A 26,176-nucleotide genomic window follows, 5' to 3' on the forward strand; every position below is an offset into this window, starting at 1 on the left:
CGGCCCGTAGTCCTGGGACTGCAAGAGCCGCCGGTCTTCCGGGGCGCCTGCTGTTAGGGATGGCTCGGTCAGTCGGTCGGTCCGCTGAGCGTTCCGGGGCGGAGCCCCAGGATGCCTTCGGCAGCTTCGAAGACGAGGTTGCTGCGCGAGGCGGGGGCCTCCTGCAGCACGAGTGCCTGTTCGTTGATCCCGTCGATCATCCCGAGTATCTGCCACGCCGCAGTCTCGGGGTTCACGGCGGTGAAGTCGCCGCTGCGTGAACCGTCGGCGATGACGCTGGAGAAGAGCTGTTGCCATGCGTCGAGCGAGGCCCGGACTGACGCAGCGAGGCGTGCGTTGCGATATCCGATCGCCAGAGCTTCCACCCATACGAGCGTGGTCTTGCTCCGATCGCCGTCGAGCAGGGTCGAGCACAGGGCGCCCAACCGCTGCGCGGCTGTTCGTTGTCCGGAAGCGGCTGCCCGCACTTCGCTGAGCTCTCGACCAGCGATGCGGGTGAACGTCTCGGCGACGAGCCCGTCGATGCCGTCGGAGTAGTGCGCCACGAGTGTGGAGGTCACGCCCGCCCGAGCGGCGACGGATCGCAGCGTGAGGGCGGAGAGGCCCTGCTCCGTTGCCAATTCGCAGGCCCGATCGAGAATCTCCGCGGCCCGCTCCGCGGGCGCCTTGCGCAACACTCGCCTGCTGACCGCACCCGTGCTGATTGACATGCCGCCTCCTGCATGACACTCTAGTGCGAGCTTATTTCTCAAGTGATAAATAAGACCGCTCGAAGGAGAGTGACTGTGACCCCCCGCCCCGGAAACACCGTTCCTCGCGAAGACGGCGTCCCCGCTCCGCAGCCCGTCCACTCGTCGCCCGTCGAGGTGCGCGGGATCGATTTCATCCCCGACGCAGAGCGACACGGTCGCCCGTTCGACCTGTTCTGGGTCTGGATGGGATCGAACGTGAACTACTTGTCCTTCACCTTCGGCGGACTGCTGATTCTGATCGGGCTCAACGTGTGGGAGGCGATCATCGTCACCCTGCTGGGCAGCCTCTGGTGGATCGCGGTCGGTTGGCTGTCGGTCAGCGGTCCGGCGTCGGGCACGCCGAGCGTCACGGTGATGCGGGCGATGTTCGGGATCCGTGGCAACCGGATCTTCGGTGCCGGCCAGGGGCTGGTGATCGGGCTCTTCTACGAGATCATCAATCTCACGGTCGCCACGTTCGCCACGCTCGCACTGCTCGAACACCTCGGAGTCCACGTGCCCTCGAACACCGCGTGGGCGGTGCTTCTGGTGATCGCGCTGGCGAGTTTCGTGCTCAGCGTGTATGGCTACGACGCCATCGTGAAGGCATCACCCTACTTCTCGGCCGCACTCGCCCTCGCGTTCGTCGTACTGGGGTTCTTCGTCTTCAGCAAAGCGGATTACGGCTACACGGCGGAACCGCTCGAACCCCGAGAACACTGGGCCGCGCTGCTCCTCGGCTACGCGATCGTAGCTTCGGGGCCACTGTCCTGGGGAACCGGAGCCGATTACTCGAGGTACCTGCCGGCGACGACATCGAAGGCCGCGGTCGCATGGTGGACCGGGCTCGGCGGAGTGATCCCAACACTGTTCATCAGCCTGCTCGGAATCCTCGCCGCGACGGCGATCGACATGACGGATCCGCAGCTCACGATCCACGAGATCGTGCCGCCGTGGTTCACCCCGGTCTTCCTCGGGATCGTGATCGTCGGCTGCATCACCAACAACGCCGTGGTCGCATACTCGGCAGGTCTGTCGGCCCAGGGGCTCGGCGTCAGAGCGTCTCGCTTCGTGATGGTGCTGATCACAGGTCTCATCGCGACCCTGGCCGCGTACTGGCTCACTTTCCTGTCTCCCGGATTCCTCGACACGATGGAGTACGCCCTGGAGCTCACGGTCACCGTCCTCGGCCCGCTGATTGCGATCTACGCGGTCGACATCTTCCTGCGACGGAATCGCTATGACGGCATCGCGCTGAACGATGAACGACCCGGTGCCCCGTTCTGGTACTCGGGCGGCTGGTTCTGGCCCGGCGTCATCGCGCAACTGGTCGGCACCGGGGCCGCGCTCCTCATGGCGAACACCACGCTCTACGTCGGCCCGATCGCGCAGGCCCTCGACGGTGCAGACCTCTCGGCGATCGTGGCGCCGGTGGTCGCCGGAGCACTGTACGCCGTGTTGTGGTGCACCACAGCACCATTCAATGACCCGGCACGCCGCCCCGGGGGAGCGCGTGACCTCCGAGATCTTCACGCAGACCGATTCACCCACCAACTGGAGGAACAGTGATGAACTGGCGGATGCCCAGTGAGACCCACCCGCACGAGCGCACCTGGATGGCCTTCCCCTGCGAAGGCCCAGCGCTCGGCGGCTCTCAAGAGAGCCGCGAGCCCACCTACCGGGCCTGGGCCGAAGTGGCGAACACGATCGCCGAGTTCGAGCCGGTTGCGATGCTCGTCGACCCTTCCGAGGCGCGCCGGGCTCGCTCCATGCTGAGCGCTTCCGTCGAACTGTTCGAGACTCCGATCGACGAGTGCTGGATGCGCGACCATGGACCGACCTTCGTCTTGGACGATGAACGACCCGGACAGCTCGGCGCGGTGGACTGGGTGTTCAACGGATGGGGCGCGCACTCGTGGTCGCGCTGGGAGAAAGCGAACGAGAACGCTCGCTTCGTCGCGGAGCTGGTCGGCGCGACCAGGATCGGCTCGCTGCTGGTGAACGAAGGCGGCGGCATCCATGTCGACGGCGAGGGCACCGTCTTGCTCACCGAGACGGTCCAGCTGGATCCCCGCCGCAACCCCTATGCCGACCGGGAGCGTGTCGAGGCCGAACTCGCTCGCACCATCGGGGCGACCAAGGCGATCTGGCTGCCCCGCGGACTCACGCGCGACTACGAGGACTTCGGCACCAACGGGCACGTCGACATGCTGGCCACGATCACCTCGCCGGGCGAAGTCCTGCTGCACACCCAGACCAACCCCGAGCACCCCGACTACGAGGTCTCACGACAGCTGAAAACCATGCTGTCGGAGGCCGTCGATGCCGCGGGACGCGGGTTCCGGGTCACCGAGCTGCCCGCTCCGGCGATCCTCCACGACGAAGAAGGTTTCGTCGACTACAGCTACGTGAACCACCTCGTCGTCAACGATGGCATCATCGCCTGCGGCTTCGGAGAACCCGAAGCCGATGCAAAAGCGAGGGAGATCCTCGAAGCCGCGTATCCCGGGCGCCGAGCAGTCACCATCGAAGCCCGGCCGATCTTCGCCGATGGCGGAGGCATCCACTGCATCACCCAGCAGCAGCCGAAGGTCGCCACCGCATGAGCCCCGTGAACGTCGTCGAGGCATCCATCCGGGATCTGGCCGCGGCCCTCGCGGACGGCCGCACCACCGCCGTCGAGCTTCTCGACACCTACCTGGAGCGCATCCAACAGTACGACGCGGCCGGCACACCCGTGGCACTCAACGCATACGTCGTCATGAGTTCCCGAGCCCGAGCTGAAGCCGTCGAGTCCGACGAGCGGCGCGCTCGAGGCGCGACGCTCGGCATCCTGGACGGGATCCCGTACTCGGCCAAGAACAGCTATCTCGCGAAGGGGCTGACCGCCGCGGCCGGGTCTCCCGCATTCACCGAGCTCGTCGCTCAACATGACGCCTTCACCATCGAACGCCTTCGGGCCGCCGGCGCCGTACTCATCGGACTCACGAACATGCCGCCGATGGCGAACGGCGGCATGCAGCGCGGTGCGTACGGGCGTGCCGAGAGCCCGTACAACGCCGAGTGGCTCACCTCGGCCTTCGGTTCCGGATCGTCAAATGGTTCGGGAAGTGCGACGGCGGCATCGCTCTGCGCTTTCGGGCTCGGCGAGGAGACCTGGTCGAGCGGACGGGCGCCCGCCTCGAACAACGCGCTCTGCGCATACACGCCGAGCCGGGGGCTCATCTCGATGCGAGGGAACTGGCCGCTCACGCCCACCATGGACGTGGTCGTGCCCCACACCCGCACGATGGACGACCTACTCGTCCTGCTGGATACGATCGTGCATCCCGACCACCGCACTCGTGGGGACTTCTGGCGCGAGCAGCACTGGCTCGACATCCCCGATGTGCTCGCACATCGCCCCGAGAGCTACACGCAGGTAGCCAGCTCGACCGTCAAGGCGGCCAACACCGTTCTGCGCGGCAAACGCTTCGGGGTGCCCCGAATGTACATCAACCGGGACCCGGACGCAGGCACCGGCATCCCCGGCGGAATCGGCGGGCCGACCGGTCAGCGCATCGACACACGCGCCTCGATCATCGAACTGTGGGAGGCAGCCCGCCGCGACCTGGAGGCGGCTGGTGCCACCGTCGTGGAAGTCGACTTCCCACTCGTATCGAACTACGAAGGCGACCGCGCCGGTGCCCCGACCATCAAGTCGCGGGGGCTCGTAAGCACGGACTACCTTCAGGCGGAACTCGTAGATCTCGCTGCCTGGTCGTGGGAGGACTTCCTCAATGCGAACGGTGACCCCGAACTGTGCACGCTCGCGCAGATCGACGGCGACATGATCTTCCCGGATCCCCCCGGGGCGCTACCCGACCGCTACGAGGGATTCGAAGATGGCGTCGAACAGTTCCCCGCGGTCATCGCCGCCAACCCCCGCACGCACTTCACCGAGATCCCGTTTCTTGCGGAAGGCATCGCTGGGTTGGAAGAGACGCGTCGCCGCGACCTCGACGAGTGGATCGACCAGCACGATCTCGACGCCGTCGTGTTCCCTGCCGTTGCGGACCTCGGTCCCGCCGACATGGATGTCAATCCGAGTTCCGCGGACGCGGGCTGGAGGAACGGCGTCTGGGTAGCCAACGGCAACATCGCGATCCGGCATTTCGGAATCCCGACGGTGACGGTGCCGATGGGTGTCATGAGGGACACTCGAATGCCCGTGGGGCTCACCTTCGCGGGCGTTCCGTACAGCGACGTCTCGCTGTTGCGCTTCGCCTCAGCGTTCGAACGTACTGGGAAGCGTCGCGTACCGCCGGCGCGTACGCCCTGACATCGACTCAGGAGCGCAGGTCAGCAGCGCGCTTCTCAGCTGCCCATGCCTGCCAGATGCGCGGCGTGGAGCGTGCGCGTGGCGTACCTTGAACGCGCAAAACGCTGGACCGGGTTTCCCCAGTCCAGCGTTTTGCGCTACCTCCTCCCACGGCGCCTTCCGCGTCCGTTGTTCTGGGCCGAGTGGTCTCTGTGCGCGCGGTCGACTCAGCGGTTGAGCGGAGACATGTCGGTGTACCGGTCGCCTGACGGGGCGGGCACAGCGTTGAGCGCCGCGAGCTGAGCAGGTGTCAGCATGATGTCGTCGGCCGCGATGTTCTCCTCGAGCCGGCTCACCCGCTTCGTCCCTGGGATGGGTGCGATGTCGTTGCCCTGGGCGAGGAGCCACGCGAGCGCGACCTGGGCGGGAGTCGCGCCCACCTCGGCGGCAACCGATTCGACGGCCTCGACGATGCGGAGGTTCTGGTCGAGGTTCTCGCCCGCGAAGCGTGGGGTGCTGCGCCTGAAGTCGCCCGGCTCGAGCGCGTCTGTGGAGCGGATCGCCCCCGTGAGGAAGCCGCGCCCGAGTGGGGAGTACGGCACGAACCCGATGCCGAGTTCGCGCACCGTTGGGAGCACCTCCTGCTCCGGATCGCGCGTCCAGAGCGAGTACTCGGTCTGCACTGCCGTCACCGGATGCACCTGGTGCGCGCGCCGGATCGTTGCCGGTGCCGCCTCAGAGAGACCGTAGCCTGCGATCTTGCCTTCGCCGATCAGATCAGCCAGGGCACCCACTGTTTCCTCGATCGGCGTCGCCGGATCCATCCGGTGCTGGTAGTACAGGTCGAGGCGATCGACGCCGAGCCGCGTGAGCGAGCCCTCGACCGCGAGCCGGACGTTCTCGGGGCTGCCGTCCAATCCATGTGCACCGTCGGTGCGATGGCGGATCGTACCGAACTTGGTCGCGATCACCACACCGTCGCGTCGGTCACGGAGCGCGCGCCCGAGCAGTTCCTCGTTTGCGTAGGGCCCGTAGACCTCGGCCGTATCGAAGAACGTGACTCCCAGGTCGATCGCGCGATGGATCGTGCGAATGGACTCTGCGTCGTCGGTGCCGGCCCCCGCGTAGAACGCCGACATTCCCATGCAGCCGAGGCCGAGGCGCGAGACGTCGAGCGTTCCAAGTGTGATGTGCTTCATTCGTTTCCGCTTTCCTTCGAGTAGATGGCGATCTTCGCGTCGATGGCGGAGAGAGCCTGCGAGATGTCATCGAGTTTCGCGACGACCCTCACGCGATGCCGCTGAAGCAGGTCGAGCCGGGCCGCCCTGGTCGCTTCGCCTAGCCGGACGAGGTCGACGTACTCGCGCACCTGTGCGATCGGCATCAACGCGGACCGGAGCTTCGTCAGGAACCCCACCCACACGATGTCGTCATCGCTGTATCGCCGATGCCTCGACGAGGCACGATCGACCGCAGTCAACATGAGCCCGGCTCGTTCGTAATACCGCAGGGTGTGCGTACTGAGACCCGTGCGTTCGGCGGCTTCCGCGATGGACAAGGAGTGTTGGACCGACTTCACAGACTCAAGATAGGACTTCGAGTGCGCTCGAAGTCAAGGCGCACTCAGGAAATGCTCAGCGGCCCTTTCCCGCAGTATTCAAGGAGGGCGCATCGGCCCCGAACACAATCGATGACTCTAAGAAGGGACTGCTGAAGGTTCGGGTGACTTGGCCGAAATCGCTGATCGGTGGCCTCGCCCGGGCCAGCCAGCGCGCACTTGGAGTCGAGTCAAAGGAACGCGATCGCGACTTGATGCGTTCACGTTTATCCAACGTTTATTCGATCCGAGCCCGGTCGAGTTGCTCCGAGGTATCCCGAGTAGTCTTGAATGCGCAGTTTCAGGATCGGCGAGAAATCCCCGGTCACGTCGAGATTGGTCGAGCATTAGCCGAGATTCGAGATCCGGTGGACCACTATCGGGAGAGTCCATCGGTCACGGGTTCAAGTCCCGTCCGCCCTACAAATAGCCTCTGATCTGGGTTTTTTCTTCGCTGACACCTGCTGGCCGCGGAGTATGCCGGCCTAGGAGACGACCCGCTCGATCCGGCTTGAAATCTGTATTGCACGAGTCCTCGCTCGGGGCCCACGTCCTACTTGGAGGACATCTCCTTCGGCTAGCAACGAGACTGTAGGCTTCGAGATCCCTGGTCGTCGGCATGACACTGGAGGAGCTTGCTCCGAGACGGTTGCCCGCCAGGCGCCAGCGAATTGGCGTTGCAGTCGCGATTGCCACGATAGACGACATCAGCAAGCGGCCTGGCTTTGGTTCGAGGATGTCCCGCCCCGGGCGGCGGGGCTCCGCCACCCCATGGAGGGCGATCGTTCATCGTGCTGAGTCCCCCCGGTTAGGGGAGTCCGGCGACGACTCAGTCGGTGCTCGGCGAAGGGCGTAGATTTGTGCGTGTGCGCAACATTCAACTCCTTCCATCGGTCTCGCAGGTCGGCGCACCGACACGCCGAGACAAGGCCGGGGAGTAGCCGTGGCAAAGAACCGAGCCCCGCAGGCAAGGCGAGTCACCATCAAGGACATCGCCGAGCGGGCGGGCGTCTCCATCGGGGCAGTGTCCTTCGCGCTGAACGGCCGAGACGGAGTCTCCGAGGCCACCCGAGAGCGCGTGCGTCAGGTCGCTGACGAACTCGGATGGGCTCCCTCAACCGCCGCGCGATCGCTCGCCGTCGCGAGCACCGAGATGATCGGGCTGGTGCTTGCCCGCGATCCCGACACGCTTGGCATCGAGACCTTCTACATGCGATTCATCGCGGGCATGGAGTCGGAACTCGCGATTCGCGGTTACGCACTCTTGATGCAACTCGTGCCGACGCCGGCGGCTGAGCTCGAGGCGATCGCGAAATGGCGCGCGACGAGACGCGTCGACGGCGTACTCCTGGTCGATCTCACTCCGGATGACCCTCGGGTCGACCTGCTCGCGGCCTCCGATGACCTACCGACGGTCGTTGTCGGGGATGCGAGCGTCGCCGATGGCCTCACGAGCGTCTCGACCGACGACGACACTGCCATGCGCGAAGCCGTGCGATACCTGGCCAGTCTCGGCCATCGGCGCATCGCCCGGGTCGCGGGCCTCGATCGCTTCGCGCATACCGCGGTTCGCGAGGTTGCATTCCTCGATGAGACCGAGCGGCTCGGACTGAGTTCCACCATCGCCCGGACCGACTACCTGCCCGAGTCCGGCCGGGTCGCGACGAGGTCGCTCCTTGACGAAGCCGATCGCCCGACGGCCATCATCTATGACAATGACGTGATGGCGGTCACGGGTCTCAGCGTGGCGATGGAACGTGGTCTCTCCGTTCCGTCTGACCTATCGATCATCGCATGGGACGATTCCGTGCTCTGCGAGCACACTTTTCCGCAGCTCACCGCCCTCCGACGCGATGTCGTTGGCTTCGGCGCGCACGTGGTCCGTCGATTGCTTGACCTCATCGACGGTGCCGAGCGGGGGGCGTATCTCGACGAGACGCCGCGCCTCGTGGTTCGCGGATCTACCGGACCGGCCTGATCGATCAACGGGACGATTCGGAAAGAGCTGGAGCGCGTTCCCCGCTTCCTCTCGCGATGAGCCTGGTCGGCAGTTCGAGCTGCGTGGTGAAACCAATTGGGTCGCGCATACGTTCGACGGCGAGGCGCGCGGCACGGCGGCCCATCTCCATCGGGTCGTGTCCGACCACGCTGATTCCGAGGACATCGGCGGTCTCGAAATCGTCGAAGCCGATGAGGGCCGGGGGCGCCGGCATCTCGAGGGTCGCCCGTACAGCGCCGATGCAGACGCGGTTGTTACCGGCGATGATCGCCGTCGGGACGGACGGCTGCACCATGAGATCGCGCACGACTGATTCAGGAGAGGATGCGGGGTCGTCCAGCAGACGTTCCCAGCGCGGATCGGGGTCGATGCCCGCGCTTGCCAATGCGGCGCGATACCCCGTGACCCGCTCCACCTGGGTATAGACGGACGCCGGATTGCAGATGTAGGCGATGCGTCGGTGGCCTCGCGAGATGAGAGCTCTGGTCGCCTCATACGCGCCGGCACGGTTGGCGAGAACGACAGAATCCGCGACGAGATCGCGCGCTGGTCGGTCGATCGCAATGACTGGTGTGCCCAGCTGTCGTTCGCCCTCCAGATAGGACTGATCCTCGCCCACCGGGATCATGAGTAGCGCCCCGACCCGCTGGGAGAGGAGCGTGTCCGCGACGCGAGCCTCGCCCTCGACGGAATCGTCGGTCGTGGCGACGATGAGCGCGAACCCGTGCAGTGCGAGTTCTCGCTCGATGCCCGCGGCGACGGTGTAGTAGAAGGGGTTCAGCAGTTCGCCCATGATGAATCCGACAGTCGTCGCCCCGCCGCCGCGCCGCAGGCTCTGGGCGAGGAGGTTCGGTCGGAAGCGCAATCGCTTCGCAGCGCTCATCACGCGCTCGACGGTGTCGGGTGCGACGAGGTCGCGTTGCGAGTAGACGCGTGAGACGGTCTTCGCGCTGACGCCGGCCAGCCGCGCGACATCGTGCAAAGTCGCCCTGGTCTGCACGGCCATAAATTCTCCTCACATTTGGGGTGGTGCCGGCCGATGTCTGTCGTGAGACATTCGGGAAGACATTTTCGAATTCCGGCAACTGTCGCACCCGAAGAAACGCGAGGCCAGGCGCTATATCGGGGAAACTACCGATCCGGGGACAGAACGAGACAGCGATGACACTAGCACTTGCTAAAGCGCTTTAGAAATGCGTATGCTCACTTCTGCCACCCCCGCTGTCGAGGGCACCTTCGACTGCATTCCGAGGGTGACCACACACAAGGGAGAGTTCACATGGCATCACGCAAGGCAATCGTCGGCCTCGCCGCCGTGGCCGCCGCGACGTTGCTGCTGACGTCGTGCGCCGCAGGCGGTACCGACGACAGCGGCGATTCCGGCGAGGTCAACGGCGACATCACGTTCCTCACCAACCGCACCGACCTGGAGACCGACGGCACCTGGGACGAGTACGTCGCGGAGTTCGAGGAGAAGTACCCCGACGCCACGGTCAAGGTCGAGGCGATCACCAACTACGAGGATGACGTCAAGACGCGTCTCAGTACGCCCAACGGCTACGGCGACGTGCTGCTCATTCCGAACGGCGTCTCGCCCGATCAGTATGCGGACTTCTTCGAGCCCCTCGGCGATGCCGCCGACCTCGCTGACACGTACCAGTTCCTTGCGCCGAAGACGGTCGACGGCACGCAATACGGCCTCGCCCTCGGCGGCAACGCCAACGGCGTGCTCTACAACACCGAGGTGTTCGCCGACGCCGGTATCACCGACCTGCCGACCACGCCCGAGGAGTTCCTCACCGACCTCGAGGCGATCAAGGCCAAGGGCGTCACGCCGCTCTACACGAACTACAAGGACGGCTGGCCGCTCGGCGGGCAGTGGACCAACATCATCGGCGCGGTGACGGGCGACCCGACCGCACAGACCGTCATGGCGCACGACCCGGCACCGTGGACCGAGGGCACCGACATCTACGCGCTCGACTCGCTGCTCTTCGACGCCGTGAACCAGGGCCTCACCGAGGCCGACCCGCTCACGACGAACTGGGAGCAGTCGAAGGGCGACTTCGCGACCGGCAAGATCGGTGCGATGGTGCTCGGCTCGTGGGCGATCTCGCAGTTCCAGGCCGCGGCGACGGATGCTGGGGCCGACCCGAGTGTCGTCGGATTCATGCCGTTCCCGACGAACCTCGAGGGCCAGCAGTACGCGACCGTCGCCGGCGATTACTTCCTCGGCGTGAACAAGAACTCGTCGAACAAGGCGACGGCCGAGGCCTGGATGAACTGGCTGATCGAGGACTCGGGCTTCACCGACACGCAGGGCATGATCTCGGCGATCAAGGCTGCCGATCTCCCGGAGAACCTCAGCGGCCTGAGCGAATCGGGAACCGAACTGCTCGAGATCGCCGCGGCACCCGCGGGTGAGGAGTCGCTCTTCAGCGACACCGCCGACCTGTCCCAGGTCGACGTCTGGGGCAACATCTACCGCCAGAAGCTCATCGACGTGGCCCGCGGCCAGGCCGACGGCGACAAGAAGTCGTTCTTCGCGCAGCTCAACGAGCAGTGGGGTGCGGCGGTCGACGAACTGGCCGAGTAGCACTTCGGATCCCGGCGCCCCGGCCCGAGGCGCCGGGATCTCCCTGCATCCCGCACCACCCGCACCACCGCACCGAGCCCGACCCCGAACGGCCGAGTGCATGACGAAGGAGCACCGCATGTCCGTGTCGACGACAGGACCCGACCCCGTGGGCATCTCCGGTCCGCTTCACGGCGTCGCATCGCTCGAGGACCCCCCGCCCACGCGCGCCAACCGCGCGGTCCGGGCACCTCGCCGCAGCGGCCCGGCCGGCAGCAAGCCACTCATCTCGCGGTTCACCCCGTACCTGTTCCTCGTCGGTGCGGTCGGACTCCTGCTGCTGCTGACCTACCTGCCCGCGGCGAACATGATCTGGTACAGCTTCACCGACTGGAACGGCCTCGGCCGGATCGAGAACGTGGTCGGCTTCGACAACTACGTCGAGGTCTTCACCAACCCAAGGATCTTCTCGGTCTTCGGCGTGAGCCTCTACTACTTCGTGGGCGCGTTCGTGCAGATGGCGCTCGCCCTCTACTTCGCCACCCTGCTCAGCTTCAGCACCAAGTTCTCGAACTTCTTCCGCGGGGTCATCTTCTTCCCGTATCTGATCAACGGCGTCGCGATCGGGTTCGTCTTCCTCTACCTGTTCCAGCCCGACGGCACGCTCGATACCGTGCTTTCGTGGTTCGGACTGAGCGACCCGCCGCAGTGGCTCGGCGACGCATCGATCGCGAACTACTCGCTCGCCGGGACCTCGGTCTGGCGCTACACGGGCCTCAACTTCGTACTCTTCCTCGGCGCGATCCAGTCGATCCCCGGTGACCTCTACGAGGCCGCGGAACTCGACGGCGCGAGCCGGTGGCAGCAGTTCACGAACATCATCTTCCCGGGCATCCGCCGCATCATCGGCCTCTCGTTCATCCTCGCCGTGGCCGGCGCGCTCTCGGTGTTCGAGATCCCGTTCATCATGACCGGCGGCGCCAACGGCACCGCGACATTCGTGATCCAGACCCTGCAAACGGCGTTCTCGTATCGACAGGTCGGCCTCGCCTCCGCGATGGCCGTCGTGCTCCTTGTGATCGTGCTCGTCGTCACCTGGATCCAACGCAAGCTCTTCCCCGACGAGAAGGTGGACCTCACGTGACCCGCGTACTGCCCGGCGTTGGAAAGTACGCCTCCCTCATCATCGCCGCGGTCTTCGTGATCCTGCCGTTGTCGGTCGTGCTTTTCGCCAGCTTCAAGAGCTCGAACGAGTACGGTTCGACCGGCCCCCTCACCCCGCCTGTGAACTGGCTCAACTTCGAGAATTTCGCGACGGCGTTCACGAGCGGCGACATGGTGGAGGGCTTCATCAACACGACGGTCGTGCTCATCATCTCGCTCACCGGCACGATCATCATCGGCACGATGGCCGCCTACGCGATCGACCGGTTCCAGTTCCGCGGTCGCAAGCTGATCATGGGCCTCTTCCTCGTGGCCACGCTCATCCCGAGCGTCACGAGCCAGGTGGCGACGTTCCAGATCATCTCAGGGCTCGGCCTCTTCAACACGAAGGCGGCCCTCGTGCTGCTCTTCCTCGGCACCGACATCATCGCGATCTACATCTTCCTGCAGTTCATGGCGGGCATCCCGATCTCCCTCGACGAGGCGGCCATGATCGACGGTGCGAACCGCTGGACCATCTACTGGCGCGTCATCCTGCCGCTGCTGAAGCCCGCGATCGCCACCGTGGTGATCATCAAGGGCATCGCGATCTACAACGAGTTCTACCTGCCCTTCCTGTACCTGCCGTCGGAGGGCATGATCTCGACCTCGCTGTTCAACTTCAAGGGGCCGTTCGGCGCGCAGTGGGAGGTGATCGCGGCGGGCACGATCCTCGTGATCGTGCCGACCTTCGTCGCGTTCCTGTTCCTGCAGCGCTGGATCTACAAGGGCCTCGTGGCCGGAGCCGTCAAATGAACCCGGAGATCATGACCACCACATCCCAGCAGCACGTGCACCGCATCGAGCGCCGCCTGCACACGGCATGGCGCGTGCGCGCCGCAGCCGGCCCTGCTCCCGAAGCCGTGGGGGGCTCGGCGATCCCGGCCACCGTGCCCGGCGTCGTGCACCTGGATCTCATGCGGGAGGGGCTCATCCCCGACCCGTACCTCGACGACAACGAATCGGCGGTCGCGTGGGTGGGGCTCGTCGACTGGACCTACGAGACCACGTTCGAGCTGCCGGCATCCGACCGCGCCGCGGCATCCGTGCACGAACTCGTCTTCGACGGACTCGACACCGTGGCGACAGTCTTGCTGAACGGCACGGTCGTCGCGGAGGTCGCGAACCAGCACCGGGTGCACCGCATCGACGTCACCGCGGTGCTGCAGGACGGAGTCAACGAGCTCGTCGTCGCGTTCCGCAGCCCGCTGAAGTACGCCGCCGCCCAGAGCGCCGCCCTCGGCGCGCGCCCCGGGCCCTACGCCATGCCCTTCGACGCGATGCGCAAGTCGGCCTGCAGCTTCGGCTGGGACTGGGGCATCGCCACGTACACCAGCGGCATCTGGCGCCCCGTGCGCCTCGATTCCTGGTCGACGGCGCGCTTCGACGAGGTGCTCGTGCGGGCGACGCCCGACGGCGAGGGCGGCAGCGTCGAGGCTGTTGTGCGCGTGCAGCGGGCTGCGGGGGCTGCCGGCGCAGGCGCCGAATTGCACCTCGACCTCGAGGTCGGCGGCGTGCGTGCGGCCGTCGACCTGCCGGCCGGATCCGACGAGGCAGTCGTGCGCGTCGAACTCGACCGTGTCGAGCGCTGGTGGCCGATCGGCTACGGCGACCCCGTCCTCCACGATGTGCATGTGCGTCTCGGCGTCGAGGGCTGGGTGCTCGACGAGACCGCGCGTCGCGTCGGCTTCCGCGAGCTGGAGTGGAACACGACGCCCGACGCCGACGGCACCCCGTTCCAGCTCGTGGTCAACGGGCAGCCCGTCTTCGTGAAAGGCGTCAACTGGATTCCCGACGACGCCTTCCCGTCCCGCGTGGGCCGCACCAGGTACCGCGCACGGCTCGAGCAGGCGGCATCCGCCGGTCTCAACCTCATTCGCGTCTGGGGCGGCGGCATCTACGAGGCCGATGACTTCTACGACCTCGCCGACGAGATGGGCCTGCTCACCTGGCAGGACTTCCTGTTCGCGTGCTCTGCGTACTCCGAGGAGGAGCCGCTGCGCTCCGAGGTCGCGGCAGAGGCGCGCGACAACATCGTGCGCCTCGCCCACCACGCCTCGCTCGCGCTGCTCACGGGCAACAACGAGAACCTCTGGGGCTACGAGGATTGGGACTGGAAGCTCGCGCTCGACGGCAAGACCTGGGGCGCGTACTACTACCACGAGCTCTTCCCCGGCCTCGTGGCCGAGCTCGCACCGCAGGTGCCGTATACGCCGGGCAGTCCGTTCAGCCCGAACGGCGCGCACCCGAACGCCGAGGCGCACGGCACCATGCACGTCTGGGACCTGTGGAACCAGAAGGACTGGCCGCACTACCGCGACCTCGAACCGCGCTTCGTCGCCGAGTTCGGCTGGCAGGGCCCGCCCGCATGGTCAACGCTCACCCGTGCGATCAGCGACGACCCACTGACGCCCGCATCGCCGGGCATGATCGTGCACCAGAAGGCCATCGACGGCAACGCGAAGCTCACCGCTGGCCTCGTGCGTCACTTCCGCGTGCCGAACGACATGGAGACCTGGCACTGGGCCATGCAGCTGAACCAGGCGAACGCGATCTCCTGCGCACTCGACCACTACCGCTCGCACTGGCCGAAGACCGCGGGTGCGGTCGTGTGGCAGTTGAACGACTGCTGGCCGGTCACCTCGTGGGCGGCGATCGACGGCGACGGGCACGCGAAGCCGCTGCTGCACGCGATCCGCACCGCGTTCGCGCCGCGCGTCGTGACGATCCAGCCCCGGGGTGATGGTCTCGCGGCGATCTTTGGCAACGACACGGGCGACGCCTGGTCGGGCGAGGTCGTGTTCGAGCGGCGCGGGTTCGACGGATCGGTCATCGCGCGCGCCGCTGCATCCGTCGACGTGGCACCGCGCGCCTCGGGCACCGTGCCCATCCCCGCCGAGGTCGCCGAGGCGACGGATGCCGGGGGAGAACTGCTCACGGCGTCGATCGGTGAGGTGCGCGGCCTCTGGTGGTTCGTCGAGCCGCGCGACAGCGCCCTGAAGGCCGCCGACCTGGTGGTGAAGAGCACCGGTTCGGGCGACGACGGGATCGCCGTCACCGTGACCGCCGAGGACTCGGTCGTCCGCGACCTCACGTTGCTCGTCGACAAGCTCGACGTGCGCGCCTCGGTCGAGTCCGGCCTCGTGACGCTGCTGCCGGGGGAGTCGTGGACCTTCCTCGTCCGCGGCGTCGACGCGCTCGACCTCGACGCGGTTCGCGACCCCCGAGTGCTGCGCAGCGCGAACCAGCTGGTAGCAGGGTGAGCGCCGTCGACGCCGCGGCGACAACTGCCGCCTCGGCCGTGCAGCTGCTGCGCGAACCCGTCTGCGGCATGACCTGGGGCTGGACCGGCATTCGCGGAACGTGGACGTCCCCGGCCGCCGAGGAGTCGATGCGCAGCATGGCCGAACATGCCGTGACCTGGACGGCGATCGCGTACGCGGCCGAGCAGGCGACGCCGTTCTCGACTGAGATTCCGTTCGAGGCCGAGCCCACGGTGACCGACGACGAGATCGTCGCGTCGATCCGGCGCGCGCACGGGCTCGGCATGAAGGTCTGCCTGAAGCCCGTCGTGAACGTCGCCGACGGCACGTGGCGTGCCAACATCGGCTTCTTCGACTGGGACGTGCCGGGCGAGCCGAGCTGGACCCAGTGGTTCGCCTCGTACCGCGACTTCATCCTGCACGCGGCGCGCATCGCCGAAGCCGAGGGCTGCGAGATGCTCTGCATCGGCTGCGAGATGGTGCGCGCCGACGGCCAGGAGGCGCATTGGCGTGCGCTCATCGCCGAGGTGCGAGCCGTCTACACAGGCCCGATCACGTACAACTGCGACAAGTACCAGGAAGACCGCGTCACCTGGTGGGACGCGGTCGACGTGATCAGCTCGAGCGGGTACTATCCGATCGACTCCTGGCAGGAGCAGCTCGATCGCATCGAGCGGGTCGCCCTGCAGCACGGCAAGCCGTTCTTCTTCATGGAGGCCGGGTGCCCGTCACGCGAGGGCTCGGCCGAGCTCCCGAACGATTGGAACCTCGTCGGTTCGCCGTCGGGCGCCGAGCAGGTGCGTTACTTCGAGGCGATGTTCGCGGCGTGCCGGGCGCGGCCGTGGGTTCGCGGGCTCATGCTGTGGGATTGGCCGGCCGACCTCTATGCCCCCGAGCAGGCATCGTTGAACGACGACTACTGCCCGTACGGCAAGCCGGCCGCTGACGTGATGATGCGCGAGTACCGCGCTTGGGCCGCCGAGGCGAGCGCATGACCCGGTCCGTGCTCGCCATCGACGCCGGCCAGACGGGCATCAAGACCCGCCTGGTCGTCGACGGCGCCGTTGTTCGAGAGACGCTGCTCCCCGGCATCCGCACGCATGAGCCGTTGCTCGCACAACTCGCACAGGTCACCGCGCAGCTCGCACCGAACACGGGGACGGACGTCTCCGGCGGAATCACCGGCATCGACACCGTTACCGCGGGCGTCTCGGGCCTGACGCGGGCGGATGCCGATGCCGCTGCACTGCTCGCCGCCGTCGCCCCGCTCGGGGTGCGCCGCGTGCTCCTCGCGCACGACTCCATCTCGTCGTTCGTCGGCGCGCTCGGCGATGACCGCGGCGCGGTCGTCGCGTCGGGCACAGGTGTCGTCACCCTGGGCGTCGGGCGGGAGCGTGTTCGGCGCGTCGACGGCTGGGGCAATATCATGGGCGACGCCGGAAGCGGCTACTGGATCGGCCGCGAGGCGCTCGAGGCGGGCATGCGCTCCTACGACGGACGAGGCCCGGAGACGCTGCTCAGCGGGCTCATCACCGATCGCTGGCCTGACATCGAGCAGGCCTACATCGACCTGCAGGCCGACCCGCACCGGGTCAGCGTCGTCGCAGCATTCGCCGAGCAGGTCGCGGCGCTCGCGTCGGTCGACGACGTCGCGGCCGACATCTGCCGCGCCGCCGCCGATGAACTCGCGCTCTCCGTCCTCGCCGCGCTGCAGAGCGTCGGCGAAACCGGACCCGATGCCGAACCGCACCTGAGCGCGATCGGCGGCGTCTTCCGCTCGGACCGCATCCGCAACCGGTTCGAGCACCGCGTGCGGGACGCCGTGCCGCACATCCAGATCATCGCGCCCAAGGGCAACGGGCTCGACGGCTCCGCCGCGCTCGCGGCGCTCGCCGAGCGGCATCCGTTGCGGGCGCACCTGACCATCGCGTCGGTGGAGCATTCGGCCACCACGTGAACCAACCCCCGGATCGGGCGCCGGGTTCCCCGAGGTGATCGTCGATCACCTCGAGCAGCACCTGACAGGAGTCGAAGATGACACACAGATCCACCTCGCGGGCCCGAGTGCTCGCGACCGCACTCGGGGCGGTGCTCGCGGCGACCAGCGTCGTCGGGCTCGCCGGCCCGGCCGTCGCAGCACCGGCCTCCGCCGCGGCATCCGTCTCGTCGAAGGCGACGCCGACCCCGTTCGTGAAGGCGAGCGGTTCGAGGCTGACGCTCGCCGGCAAGGCCTACGAGTTCGCCGGCACGAACAACTACTACCTCGGCTACAAGTCCGAGGCCATGGTCGACGCCGTGCTCGATGACGCGAAGACCGCCGGGTTCGACGTGATCCGCACCTGGGGATTCCAGGACTTCCAGAACCCCGACGGCTCGGACTCGGTGCACCAGAACTTCGAGGGCGTCTGGTACCAGGCGTGGGACGAGGCATCCGGTGCGCCGATCGTGAACACCGGCGCCGACGGGCTGGAGAAGCTCGACTACGCGATCGCGGAGGCGGGCGAACGCGGGCTGAAGCTCGTGATCCCGTTCACGAACAACTGGAACGCCTTCGGCGGCATGGACCAGTACGTGCGTTGGGCGGGCCTCGACGAGCACGCCGACTTCTACACTGACCCCACGATCCGCGGATGGTTCCAGGACTGGATCTCGACGCTCTTGAACCGCACGAACAGCGTCACAGGCGTGCAGTACAAGGACGACCCGACGATCCTCTCCTGGGAACTCGCGAACGAGCCCCGATGCACGAGCGCCGGCGTCTACCCCGACGGCGACTGCGACACGACGACCATCACGACGTGGGCCGACGAGATGAGCACGTTCGTGAAGTCGATCGACCGCAACCACCTGCTCTCGGCCGGCGACGAGGGGTTCTTCTGCCGCCCCGCCGACCAGTGGATCCTCACCCAGAAGTACGGTGCCTCGGGCTACGGCCCGGGCTTCGGCGAGGACTGCGCCGATGGCGTCGACACCGTCGCACTCGCCTCCCTGCCGAACATCGACCTCATGTCCATGCACCTCTACCCCGACCACTGGAAGACCAGCACCGCCTGGGGCACCGGCTGGATCACCGAGCATGCGAAGGCGGCCGCCAAGATCGACAAGCCCGTCTACCTCGGCGAGTTCGGTATCACCGACAAGGCCACGCGCATGCCGGTCTACGAGGAGTGGCTGAAGACGATCCGCCTTCTCGGCGTCGACGGTACCCTCTACTGGATGCTCGCCTCGCAGCAGGATGACGGCACGCCCTACGCCGACTACGACGGCTTCACGGTCTACTGCCCGAGCCCCGTCTGCGAGCTCATGAGCGATCAGGCGAAGCTCGTCCCGCTCTCGCTGAGCGGCGCGAAGACCCTGCTCGAGATCATCGCCGACCACGACGCCGTCACGATCCAGCGCGACACGACCGCGGTCGTCGACGTGCTCGCCAACGACGTCTCGTTCACGCTCCCCGTGCGGGCGAAGACGCTCGACCTCGACCCCGCGACGAAGGGTCGCCAGACGAGTATCGTGCGTGCCGGCGGAACCGCGGCGATCCAGGCGGGCGAGACCGTGCTCGTGACGCCCGACGCCGGCTTCACCGGCAAGGTCGAATTCCCGTACTCCGTGGGCAACGGCATCGACACGGCACAGGCAACCCTCACGGTGACCGTGAAGCCCGCGCCAGGCGATCCCGTGGTGCTCGCTTCGTGGGAAAGCGGCCTCGAGGGCTGGGCACCGGCGAACTGGCAGTCGGACCCCGGGGCCCTCTCGACCGGCGCGGCGGGGGCCACCGACGGGCCATCCGCCCTGCAGGTGAGCTCGAAGGGCGCCTGGTTCGGTTCACCCGCGGACTCGCCCCTGCTCGACCTGTCGACGAAGTCCTCCCTCGAGTTCGACGTCACGACCGCGGCCACGGGATCCTCGGTCTCGATCGCGGTGCGATCGGGCGGGGACTGGACCTGGTGTCAGTCGCCGTGGACGTGGGTGCCCGAGAACACCTCGACCACCGTCACCGTGCCGATGGAGACCTTCGGCTGCGACGTGACGACCCTCACCGAGGTGCACGACGTGCTCGTGTACTTCAACGTCGGTGAGTACTCGATCGACCGCCTCACGCTGCGGTAGTCGACGGGCGGATGTCGGGCGTCGCCCGAGGCTCGGCATCCGCCTCCCACCCACAGATGCACCGAGGAAACGATGACCCGAATGCCGCCCTTCTTCACCAAGCTCGCGAACGACCCCAAGGGATACGAGTGGGGGGCGGTCGACGGCGTTTCGTTGTGCTCGGGCATCCGCCGACGGGCGAGCGGCAGGCCGAGCTGTGGCTCGGAGCGCACCCTTCGGGTCCGAGCCGGGCGGTGACGGATGCCACGGGCGGCCCCGATGCCGCGGGTCTCTCCGATGCGCAGGCTCACGCATGGGCCGATCTCGCCGAGTGGGAGCAGGCGAGCGGGCGCAGCCTGCCGTTCCTCCTCAAGATCCTCTGCGCGGCGTCGCCGCTGTCGATCCAGGCGCATCCCGGCCCACGGACGAAGCTGTGCGGCCGGGCCAACCTGCTGGCCGAGCCCTACGGACGGATGAGTACCTTGAGCGCTTCGCGGGAGTCCATGAGTCGGTAAGCCTCGGCGATCTCATCCAGGGGAAGCTCGCGATCGAACACTCGACCGGGGTCGATCGTTCCATCCAGGACCTGCGGCAGCGCGGCCTCGAGGTAGGCGCGAACCGTTGCAGGCCCACCCGTCAGGGTCGCGTTCTTTCCGAACAGAGATGCGAAACCGACGGGGGCATCCTCGTACTGCGGTACTCCGACACGTGAGATCGTGCCGCCGGGGCGGACGATGCCATAGGCCTGCTCGTAAGCGGGCATGTGGCCGACGGCTTCGAGCACCACGTGCGCGCCTTCCCCGCCCGTGATGCCCAGGACCTTCGCGATCCCTTCTTCTCCGCGCTCGGGCACGACATGGGTGGCGCCGAACTCTCGACCGAGGGTGGTGCGGTCTTCGTGGCGGCCCATGAGGATGATCGTTTCAGCGCCGAGTTGCTTGGCGGCGAGGACCGCCGACAGACCGACCGCACCGTCGCCGATGACGACGACGGTCTTTCCGGGCTCGACTCCGCCCTTGTGGGCGGCGTGGTACCCGGTGAGGTAGACGTCGGAGAGGGTCAGCAACGACGGCATCAACGATTCGTCGGTGCCCTCCGGAATCACGACTGCGGTACCGTCCGCCTGCGGCACGAGCAGCTTCTCCGCCTGCGTCGCCGACGAGGCCCCGTCGAAGAATCCGCCGTGCACACAGGACGTCGTGACACCGTCGCGACAGAACGAGCAGGTGTTGTCCGACCATGCGAACGGCACGATCACGGTGTCGCCGACGGACAGACGTGCGACGTCCGAGCCGATCTGTTCGACGACGCCGATCGCCTCATGCCCCATGCGACGCCCTTCGGGCGTCTCCTCGAGCGAGTGGTAGGGGTGCAGGTCCGATCCGCACACGCACGCGTACGTGACGCGAATGATGGCGTCGGTCGGTTCTTGGATGGTGGGTTCGGGGACGTCTTCAACTCGGATGTCGCCGGCGTTGTACATCAGGGTTGCTCGCATGAGCAGTCCTTTCTTCTGGAACTCAGCGGTGGAGTTCGTTCAGCGGTTGCCGTACTCGGCGTCGGTCACGTGTGCACCCCAGTGGGCGCTGTCTTCGCCGTCGGGCGTTTCCCAAAGGGCGAGATGCGTCATGAAGCTGTCGGGGGCGGCGCCGTGCCAGTGTTCCTCGCCCGGAGGTGTGTACACGGTCTGGCCGGCATGGACTTCGATCACGTCTCCGCCGCGGGCCTGGACGAGCGCGGTGCCCTCCATGATGCGAAGCGTCTGGCCCAGCGGGTGCGTATGCCATGCAGTGCGGGCGCCCGGGCTGAACCGCACCAGGCCAGCGCTCAACCGCTGGCCGTCGTCCTGCGGTGAGATGACCTGGTCGAGCCACACGTCACCGGTGAACCACTTCGCGGGATTCTTCACCGTGGGGGCGATGGGAAGGATGTGCATGGTTCGGTCCTCTCTTGCGTTACTGGATCGACGGAGCTTGTTCGCTCGCCATGCACTCGGCAAGAGCGGGGAGCACTGCGACGGCGATCAGTCCTGCAGAGATGGCGCGTCGATTGGTCACGTTGCAAGTCAAGCCGCGGAAGGCCTGCCGAGGGAGTCCCTTGCGGAAGGTGTACCCGCAGTGCATCCCTCCCGCGTACGGATCGTCCTACTGTGGATTGCATGGACAACAAGGCGGAGGTGCGCGAGTTCCTCATGTCACGACGCGCGCGCATCTCACCCGCCGACGTCGGGCTCCCGGCCGGCGCGAACCGGCGCGTGGCCGGGCTGCGCCGTGCCGAGGTGGCGATGCTGGCTGACGTCAGCGTCGAGTACTACGCGAAGCTGGAGCGCGGCGACATCGCCGGCGCATCGGCAGGAGTCCTGGAAGCACTTGCACGCGCACTACGTCTGGATGAAACCGAGCGGATGCATCTGCTCGATCTCGCACGGGCGGCCGATGGCATCCCGACCTCCGGTCGTCCGCGTCGGCGCGCGACGGCACAGCAGCCAGCCCGCGCCGGTCTGCAACGCACGCTCGACGCGATCACCGGAGGGCCTGCGTTCGTCCGGGACCGTCACCAGAACCTCATCGCCACGAATGCCCTAGCGGCAGCGTTCTACTCACCCGTCATCGGGACCAGCGGCAGGGTGCCGAACCTGGCACGATTCCAGTTCCTCGACCCCGCATCCCGTGACTTCTACCCCGACTGGGAGCTCTTCGCTCAGATGTGCGTCGGCATCATGCGCGTCGAAGCGGGGCGAGACCCACATGACCGCGCCATGCAGGACCTGGTCGGCGAACTCACCACCAGAAGCGAGACCTTCGCCAGACTCTGGTCCGCACACGACGTCCGGACCCATGGCACCGGCACCAAACGCTTCCAACACCCGATCGTCGGCGAGCTCACCCTGCTCTACGAAGAACTCACCGTCACCGCCGAAGACGGCCTCAGCCTCCTCATCTACACGGCCGAGCCCGGGTCACCGTCAGCGGAGCGACTCCAGATGCTCGCCAACTGGAGTGCCGACGTTCCGGCCCGCACGGCGCCGTCAGAATGACAGCGCTCAGCCGTCCCATCCCGATCCACACAGAGGCACGCATGACGCTCACAGAACTTCTCGCACTCCTCGACGCCGGCGAGACCATCACCGGCGGTTCACCCGCCCACGCCGTCATGCATGACACCAGTCAAGACGCACTCCGCATCGCGGGCGAGCTCAACACCGGCTACCACGAGCCGGCGGAAGTACGGGAACTCCTGGCGCGACTGACCGGAAAGCCCGTCGACGAGACCGTGACACTCTTCCCGCCGTTCACCGCTGACTTCGGGAAGAACATCACGCTCGGCAAGCGCGTCTTCATCAACTCCGGCTGCCGATTCCAAGACCAAGGCGGCATCACGATCGGCGACGACTGCCTGATCGGCCACAATGCCGTCATCGCCACTCTCCAGCACGACATCGACCCCCGCCGGCGCAGCGACCTCATACCCTCCCCGGTGGTCATCGGGCGAAACGTCTGGCTGGGAGCCAACGTCACCGTCCTCCCAGGCGTCACCATCGGGGAAGACGCGGTCATCGGTGCCGGCTCCATCGTCACCAAGAACATCCCCGCGGGCGCGATCGCCGTCGGCTCACCCGCACGCGTGGTCCGCACCATCGAGGAGTAAGCGGCCTCGCCAACTCGTGTCTCACTCCACGAGCGCCGTGAACACTTCGTAGACCATGAACGCCGGCCAGAAGAGGCCCTGGAAGAACGCTCCGATGAACTCCCAGAACGCATCGGCCTGTTGGAAGAAGAACACCCACGCGCCGATGATGCCGAGTCCGTAGATCGCACCGCCGCCGGCGAAGCATCCGGCATTCGAACCTCTGTCATTCATGTTCGGCCTCCCCAAGGCTCACGATACGCCCCCGGAAGCGGGTCGGGATACGCGATTCCTGAGGCGATCGACGTCTTTCCGAGCGCGACGGAGCACGATATTTTGGGGACACCCGATGCAGAGGAGCGTGCCATGGGCAAGGTGGTCATGTACGGCTCGGTGTCGGTGGACGGCTTCATCGCCGACGCGAACGACCAGCCCGGACCGCTGTTCGACTGGTTGACCGGCGGCGACGTCCCGTTGGACGCGAGCGGCGTGCTGAAGGTCTCGCAGGCGACGTACGACTACACGCGGCCGTACTGGGATCGGATCGGTGTGACGATCGCGGGCCGCCACGTCTTCGACCTGACGGACGGCTGGGACGGCACGCCTCCGAGCGGGATCGACCACGTGGTCGTCGTGACGCACCGACCACAACCCGAGGGTTGGGATTCCGATGCGCCGTTCACCTTCGTCGACGGCGTCGAGGCGGCCGTGGCCATCGCACAGGAGCTTGCGGGCGACCGCATCGTCGAGGTCGCCGCCGGCGATGTCGGCGGCCAGGTGCTCGCCGCGGGCCTCGTCGACGAGGTGCGCATGGACGTCGCTCCGGTCGTGTTCGGGTCGGGCAAACGATACTTCGGCTCCGTCCAGGCGCAGCACCTGTTGGAGGATCCAGATGTGGTCATCCAGGGCGAACGGGTACTCCACCTTCGGTATCGAGTACGCCGCTGATCGACCCGGCTGCTCACTCGAACTCGGGCAACAGCGGCGGCGACCAGCCCGGATCGCGACCGAGCTGCGTCGCCCGCGCGACGGAGGTCGCCCCGAAGCGGTCGCGTACCGCGTCGAGCGCCGTGTCGAGGCGCATCCCGTCGTCCCAGTCGATCGGCAGCTCCGGCTGGAGGTCGGCGGCGCGGCCGAGCTGCGACAGCGAGACGCCGATCAAGGTGATGCCCCGCTCGTCGATCTCGGGTTGTGCGCCGGCGAGCAGCTCCCGTGCGACGGTGAGCAGCACCGCGGTGCGGCCGGACGAGGAGCGGAGGGTGCGAGATCGGGTCGCCTTGGCGAAGTCGGCGTAGCGAAGCCGCAGCACGACCGTGCGGCAGACCCGGTCGCCGTCCCGGAGTCGGCGGGCGAGACGGTCGACGAGCTGGGTGAGGATGAGATCCAGCTCTTCGGCTGAGCGCGGGCGGCTGCCGAGTGCACGCTGGGAGCCGATGGCGCCGCGGCGCTGCGTGGCGACGACCGGGCGGGGGTCCCGCAGACGGGCCAGCGCGTGCAGGTGGGCGCCAGTTGCCCTGCCGAGCAGCCGCTCCGCGGTCGCGGCCTCGAGCTCGGCCAGTTCTCCGACCGTGCGGATGCCGAGCCGATGCAGTTTCTCGGCGGTGACGGCACCGACGCCCCACAATCGTTCCACCGGAAGCGGCAGCAGGAACGCCTCCTCTCGTCCTGGCTCGACGATCAGGAGGCCGTCGGGCTTGCTGACGGCGCTCGCGACCTTCGCGAGGAACTTGGTCCGTGCGATCCCGACCGAGATGGCCAACCCCACCTCGACGCGAACGCGCTCGCGCAATCGCACCGCGATCTCTTCGGGCGTGCCCGCAATGCGACGCAGGCCCCCGACCTCCAGGAACGCCTCGTCGATGGAGAGCCCCTCCACGAGCGGCGTGGTATCTCGGAAGATCGTGAACACGGCCCGACTCGCCGCCGAGTAGGCGTCCATGCGCGGCGGGACGACCACGGCATCGGGGCACAGGTCTCGCGCCTGTCGGCCGCCCATCGCGGTGCGCACGCCACGTGCCTTCGCCTCGTAGCTCGCCGCCAGCACGACGCCTCCGCCGACGATGACGGGCCGGCCGCGCAGTTCGGGCGCGTCGCGCTGCTCGACCGAGGCGTAGAACGCGTCGAGATCCGCATGCAGCACGGTGGCCTCGCCCCGCATCTCGCTCCCAACGATCGTCCGTCCTGCGGATCGTCGCATGCCCCGACGACACCGGATGCTCCGTCTTCGCGTTCATCGAACGGGTCGCGCGCGATCGGCACGGTCTCTGCCGCGCGATCCCGCGTGTCAGGGCTCGAGCGGGAGAGGATGATGGACCTATGCCCGCAGCCCACCGTCCCGGTCTCCGGGTCGACGCCGGACTCACGATCCCCGAGTCCGAGCTGTCATGGCGGTTCTCGCGGTCTTCCGGTCCCGGCGGGCAAGGCGTGAACACGGCCGACTCGCGGGTGGAGCTCGTGTGGGATGCAGCACGCTCGGCCGCGCTCTCGACGCTCCAGCGGGAGCGGATCCTCGAACACCTGAGCGGTCGCCTCGTGGACGGCGTGCTGACGATCGCGGCATCCGAGCACCGCGCCCAGCTGCGCAACCGGGATGCGGCGCGCGCTCGGCTGGCTGCCGTCGTGGCCGACGCCCTGCGGCCGCCGTCACCGTCGCGACGAGCGACGAAGCCGAGTCGCGGAGCCAAGGAACGGCGCCTCGATGCGAAGAAGCGGCGCACCGACGTCAAGCGATTGCGTCGCCCGCCTCACGACTGATCACGGGGTGGCGGTCGCGATGCTCGTCGAGGGCGTCGCGT

Annotated in this window: 24 protein-coding genes; 16 read left to right on the plus strand and 8 right to left on the minus strand. The window is 67.2% G+C overall.

Annotated elements, in window-relative coordinates:
• Positions 1-68: 68 nt before the first annotated feature.
• A complete protein-coding gene (locus tag ASD23_RS06800) occupies positions 69-752 on the minus strand; it encodes a TetR/AcrR family transcriptional regulator (protein WP_235507673.1) in 684 nt (227 codons plus the stop codon).
• 33 nt (positions 753-785) lie between these two features.
• On the opposite strand from ASD23_RS06800, the gene ASD23_RS06805 reads away from it, so the two are divergent.
• Genes ASD23_RS06805 through ASD23_RS06815 form a run of 3 tightly spaced genes read left to right on the plus strand, consistent with a single transcriptional unit; the run spans position 786 to position 5,052 of the window.
• Entirely contained in the window at positions 786-2,300 is a 1,515-nt protein-coding gene (locus tag ASD23_RS06805) for a purine-cytosine permease family protein (RefSeq protein WP_056008521.1), read from the plus strand.
• Positions 2,300-3,337, plus strand: a complete 1,038-nt coding sequence (locus tag ASD23_RS06810) for an agmatine deiminase family protein (RefSeq protein WP_056008524.1) — start codon at positions 2,300-2,302, stop codon at positions 3,335-3,337. Before ASD23_RS06805 ends, ASD23_RS06810 begins: the two co-directional genes overlap by 1 nt.
• A complete protein-coding gene (locus ASD23_RS06815) occupies positions 3,334-5,052 on the plus strand; it encodes an amidase (RefSeq protein ID WP_056008527.1) in 1,719 nt (572 codons plus the stop codon). Before ASD23_RS06810 ends, ASD23_RS06815 begins: the two co-directional genes overlap by 4 nt.
• Before the next feature lie 206 nt (positions 5,053-5,258).
• Here the strand turns inward: ASD23_RS06815 and ASD23_RS06820 are convergent, their stop codons facing one another.
• Complete coding sequence (locus ASD23_RS06820) at positions 5,259-6,230, minus strand: aldo/keto reductase (protein ID WP_056008528.1); 972 nt, start codon at positions 6,228-6,230, stop codon at positions 5,259-5,261.
• Positions 6,227-6,610: a MerR family transcriptional regulator gene (locus ASD23_RS19390; RefSeq protein ID WP_056008533.1), complete on the minus strand. Its 384-nt coding sequence runs from the start codon at positions 6,608-6,610 to the stop codon at positions 6,227-6,229. The genes ASD23_RS06820 and ASD23_RS19390 overlap by 4 nt, the downstream gene beginning before the upstream one ends.
• Before the next feature lie 961 nt (positions 6,611-7,571).
• Between ASD23_RS19390 and ASD23_RS06830 the strand changes: the two genes are divergently transcribed.
• Positions 7,572-8,606: a LacI family DNA-binding transcriptional regulator gene (locus ASD23_RS06830; protein WP_056008536.1), complete on the plus strand. Its 1,035-nt coding sequence runs from the start codon at positions 7,572-7,574 to the stop codon at positions 8,604-8,606.
• A gap of 4 nt (positions 8,607-8,610) precedes the next feature.
• Here the strand turns inward: ASD23_RS06830 and ASD23_RS06835 are convergent, their stop codons facing one another.
• Positions 8,611-9,633: a LacI family DNA-binding transcriptional regulator gene (locus ASD23_RS06835; protein WP_056008539.1), complete on the minus strand. Its 1,023-nt coding sequence runs from the start codon at positions 9,631-9,633 to the stop codon at positions 8,611-8,613.
• Between the two features lie 273 nt (positions 9,634-9,906).
• Here ASD23_RS06835 and ASD23_RS06840 point away from each other — a divergent pair, with 273 nt between their 5' ends.
• The 8 genes from ASD23_RS06840 (at position 9,907) to ASD23_RS06875 (ending at position 20,269) form a co-directional block, all read left to right on the plus strand.
• Complete coding sequence (locus ASD23_RS06840; protein WP_056008542.1) at positions 9,907-11,223, plus strand: ABC transporter substrate-binding protein; 1,317 nt, start codon at positions 9,907-9,909, stop codon at positions 11,221-11,223.
• 118 nt (positions 11,224-11,341) lie between these two features.
• Complete coding sequence (locus tag ASD23_RS06845; RefSeq protein WP_056012671.1) at positions 11,342-12,346, plus strand: carbohydrate ABC transporter permease; 1,005 nt, start codon at positions 11,342-11,344, stop codon at positions 12,344-12,346.
• Positions 12,343-13,161 (plus strand): carbohydrate ABC transporter permease, encoded by an 819-nt coding sequence (locus ASD23_RS06850; RefSeq protein WP_199470574.1) that lies wholly within the window; start codon positions 12,343-12,345, stop codon positions 13,159-13,161. Before ASD23_RS06845 ends, ASD23_RS06850 begins: the two co-directional genes overlap by 4 nt.
• A gap of 11 nt (positions 13,162-13,172) precedes the next feature.
• Positions 13,173-15,668, plus strand: coding sequence for a glycoside hydrolase family 2 protein (locus tag ASD23_RS06855; RefSeq protein WP_056012678.1), 2,496 nt, complete (start codon positions 13,173-13,175; stop codon positions 15,666-15,668).
• Entirely contained in the window at positions 15,665-16,663 is a 999-nt protein-coding gene (locus ASD23_RS06860; RefSeq protein WP_442854319.1) for a glycoside hydrolase family 113, read from the plus strand. Before ASD23_RS06855 ends, ASD23_RS06860 begins: the two co-directional genes overlap by 4 nt.
• Positions 16,660-17,625, plus strand: a complete 966-nt coding sequence (locus tag ASD23_RS06865) for an N-acetylglucosamine kinase (RefSeq protein ID WP_056008545.1) — start codon at positions 16,660-16,662, stop codon at positions 17,623-17,625. Before ASD23_RS06860 ends, ASD23_RS06865 begins: the two co-directional genes overlap by 4 nt.
• 77 nt (positions 17,626-17,702) lie before the next feature.
• Positions 17,703-19,775: a cellulase family glycosylhydrolase gene (locus ASD23_RS06870; RefSeq protein WP_082571288.1), complete on the plus strand. Its 2,073-nt coding sequence runs from the start codon at positions 17,703-17,705 to the stop codon at positions 19,773-19,775.
• Positions 19,776-19,930: 155 nt separating this feature from the next.
• Positions 19,931-20,269, plus strand: coding sequence for a type I phosphomannose isomerase catalytic subunit (locus ASD23_RS06875; protein WP_056008551.1), 339 nt, complete (start codon positions 19,931-19,933; stop codon positions 20,267-20,269).
• On the opposite strand, the gene ASD23_RS06880 is transcribed toward ASD23_RS06875, so the two are convergent.
• Positions 20,218-21,252: a zinc-binding dehydrogenase gene (locus tag ASD23_RS06880; RefSeq protein WP_200941697.1), complete on the minus strand. Its 1,035-nt coding sequence runs from the start codon at positions 21,250-21,252 to the stop codon at positions 20,218-20,220. The genes ASD23_RS06875 and ASD23_RS06880 overlap by 52 nt on opposite strands.
• A 39-nt stretch (positions 21,253-21,291) precedes the next feature.
• A complete protein-coding gene (locus ASD23_RS06885) occupies positions 21,292-21,690 on the minus strand; it encodes a (R)-mandelonitrile lyase (RefSeq protein ID WP_056008553.1) in 399 nt (132 codons plus the stop codon).
• A 222-nt stretch (positions 21,691-21,912) separates the two neighbouring features.
• Here ASD23_RS06885 and ASD23_RS06890 point away from each other — a divergent pair, with 222 nt between their 5' ends.
• Positions 21,913-22,791, plus strand: a complete 879-nt coding sequence (locus ASD23_RS06890; RefSeq protein WP_056008556.1) for a helix-turn-helix transcriptional regulator — start codon at positions 21,913-21,915, stop codon at positions 22,789-22,791.
• A 41-nt stretch (positions 22,792-22,832) separates the two neighbouring features.
• Positions 22,833-23,402 (plus strand): sugar O-acetyltransferase, encoded by a 570-nt coding sequence (locus ASD23_RS06895; protein ID WP_056008559.1) that lies wholly within the window; start codon positions 22,833-22,835, stop codon positions 23,400-23,402.
• Between the two features lie 21 nt (positions 23,403-23,423).
• Here ASD23_RS06895 and ASD23_RS06900 read toward each other — a convergent pair whose 3' ends face one another.
• Positions 23,424-23,615 (minus strand): hypothetical protein, encoded by a 192-nt coding sequence (locus ASD23_RS06900; RefSeq protein WP_056008562.1) that lies wholly within the window; start codon positions 23,613-23,615, stop codon positions 23,424-23,426.
• Positions 23,616-23,747: 132 nt separating this feature from the next.
• Between ASD23_RS06900 and ASD23_RS06905 the strand changes: the two genes are divergently transcribed.
• Positions 23,748-24,329, plus strand: a complete 582-nt coding sequence (locus tag ASD23_RS06905) for a dihydrofolate reductase family protein (protein ID WP_056008565.1) — start codon at positions 23,748-23,750, stop codon at positions 24,327-24,329.
• Positions 24,330-24,342: 13 nt separating this feature from the next.
• Here the strand turns inward: ASD23_RS06905 and dinB are convergent, their stop codons facing one another.
• Positions 24,343-25,539 (minus strand): DNA polymerase IV, encoded by a 1,197-nt coding sequence (gene dinB / locus ASD23_RS06910; RefSeq protein WP_056008568.1) that lies wholly within the window; start codon positions 25,537-25,539, stop codon positions 24,343-24,345.
• A gap of 158 nt (positions 25,540-25,697) precedes the next feature.
• Here dinB and arfB point away from each other — a divergent pair, with 158 nt between their 5' ends.
• Positions 25,698-26,135, plus strand: a complete 438-nt coding sequence (arfB, locus tag ASD23_RS06915) for an alternative ribosome rescue aminoacyl-tRNA hydrolase ArfB (RefSeq protein WP_056008570.1) — start codon at positions 25,698-25,700, stop codon at positions 26,133-26,135.
• Positions 26,136-26,176: the final 41 nt, after the last annotated feature.

It is taken from the genome of Agromyces sp. Root1464, assembly GCF_001427265.1.
Classification (GTDB): domain Bacteria; phylum Actinomycetota; class Actinomycetes; order Actinomycetales; family Microbacteriaceae; genus Agromyces; species Agromyces fucosus.

Bases quoted from the DNA above. Each gene is read 5' to 3' on its own strand.
- ASD23_RS06810 (WP_056008524.1), top strand. From the start codon at position 2,300: ATGAACTGGCGGATGCCCAGTGAGACCCACCCGCACGAGCGCACCTGG.
- ASD23_RS06815 (WP_056008527.1), top strand. From the start codon at position 3,334: ATGAGCCCCGTGAACGTCGTCGAGGCATCCATCCGGGATCTGGCCGCG.
- ASD23_RS06820 (WP_056008528.1), bottom strand. From the start codon at position 6,230: ATGAAGCACATCACACTTGGAACGCTCGACGTCTCGCGCCTCGGCCTC.
- ASD23_RS06835 (WP_056008539.1), bottom strand. From the start codon at position 9,633: ATGGCCGTGCAGACCAGGGCGACTTTGCACGATGTCGCGCGGCTGGCC.
- ASD23_RS06840 (WP_056008542.1), top strand. From the start codon at position 9,907: ATGGCATCACGCAAGGCAATCGTCGGCCTCGCCGCCGTGGCCGCCGCG.
- ASD23_RS06845 (WP_056012671.1), top strand. From the start codon at position 11,342: ATGTCCGTGTCGACGACAGGACCCGACCCCGTGGGCATCTCCGGTCCG.
- ASD23_RS06855 (WP_056012678.1), top strand. From the start codon at position 13,173: ATGACCACCACATCCCAGCAGCACGTGCACCGCATCGAGCGCCGCCTG.
- ASD23_RS06865 (WP_056008545.1), top strand. From the start codon at position 16,660: ATGACCCGGTCCGTGCTCGCCATCGACGCCGGCCAGACGGGCATCAAG.
- ASD23_RS06870 (WP_082571288.1), top strand. From the start codon at position 17,703: ATGACACACAGATCCACCTCGCGGGCCCGAGTGCTCGCGACCGCACTC.
- ASD23_RS06880 (WP_200941697.1), bottom strand. From the start codon at position 21,252: ATGCGAGCAACCCTGATGTACAACGCCGGCGACATCCGAGTTGAAGAC.
- ASD23_RS06885 (WP_056008553.1), bottom strand. From the start codon at position 21,690: ATGCACATCCTTCCCATCGCCCCCACGGTGAAGAATCCCGCGAAGTGG.
- ASD23_RS06890 (WP_056008556.1), top strand. From the start codon at position 21,913: ATGGACAACAAGGCGGAGGTGCGCGAGTTCCTCATGTCACGACGCGCG.
- ASD23_RS06895 (WP_056008559.1), top strand. From the start codon at position 22,833: ATGACGCTCACAGAACTTCTCGCACTCCTCGACGCCGGCGAGACCATC.
- ASD23_RS06900 (WP_056008562.1), bottom strand. From the start codon at position 23,615: ATGAATGACAGAGGTTCGAATGCCGGATGCTTCGCCGGCGGCGGTGCG.
- ASD23_RS06905 (WP_056008565.1), top strand. From the start codon at position 23,748: ATGGGCAAGGTGGTCATGTACGGCTCGGTGTCGGTGGACGGCTTCATC.
- dinB (WP_056008568.1), bottom strand. From the start codon at position 25,539: ATGCGGGGCGAGGCCACCGTGCTGCATGCGGATCTCGACGCGTTCTAC.
- arfB (WP_056008570.1), top strand. From the start codon at position 25,698: ATGCCCGCAGCCCACCGTCCCGGTCTCCGGGTCGACGCCGGACTCACG.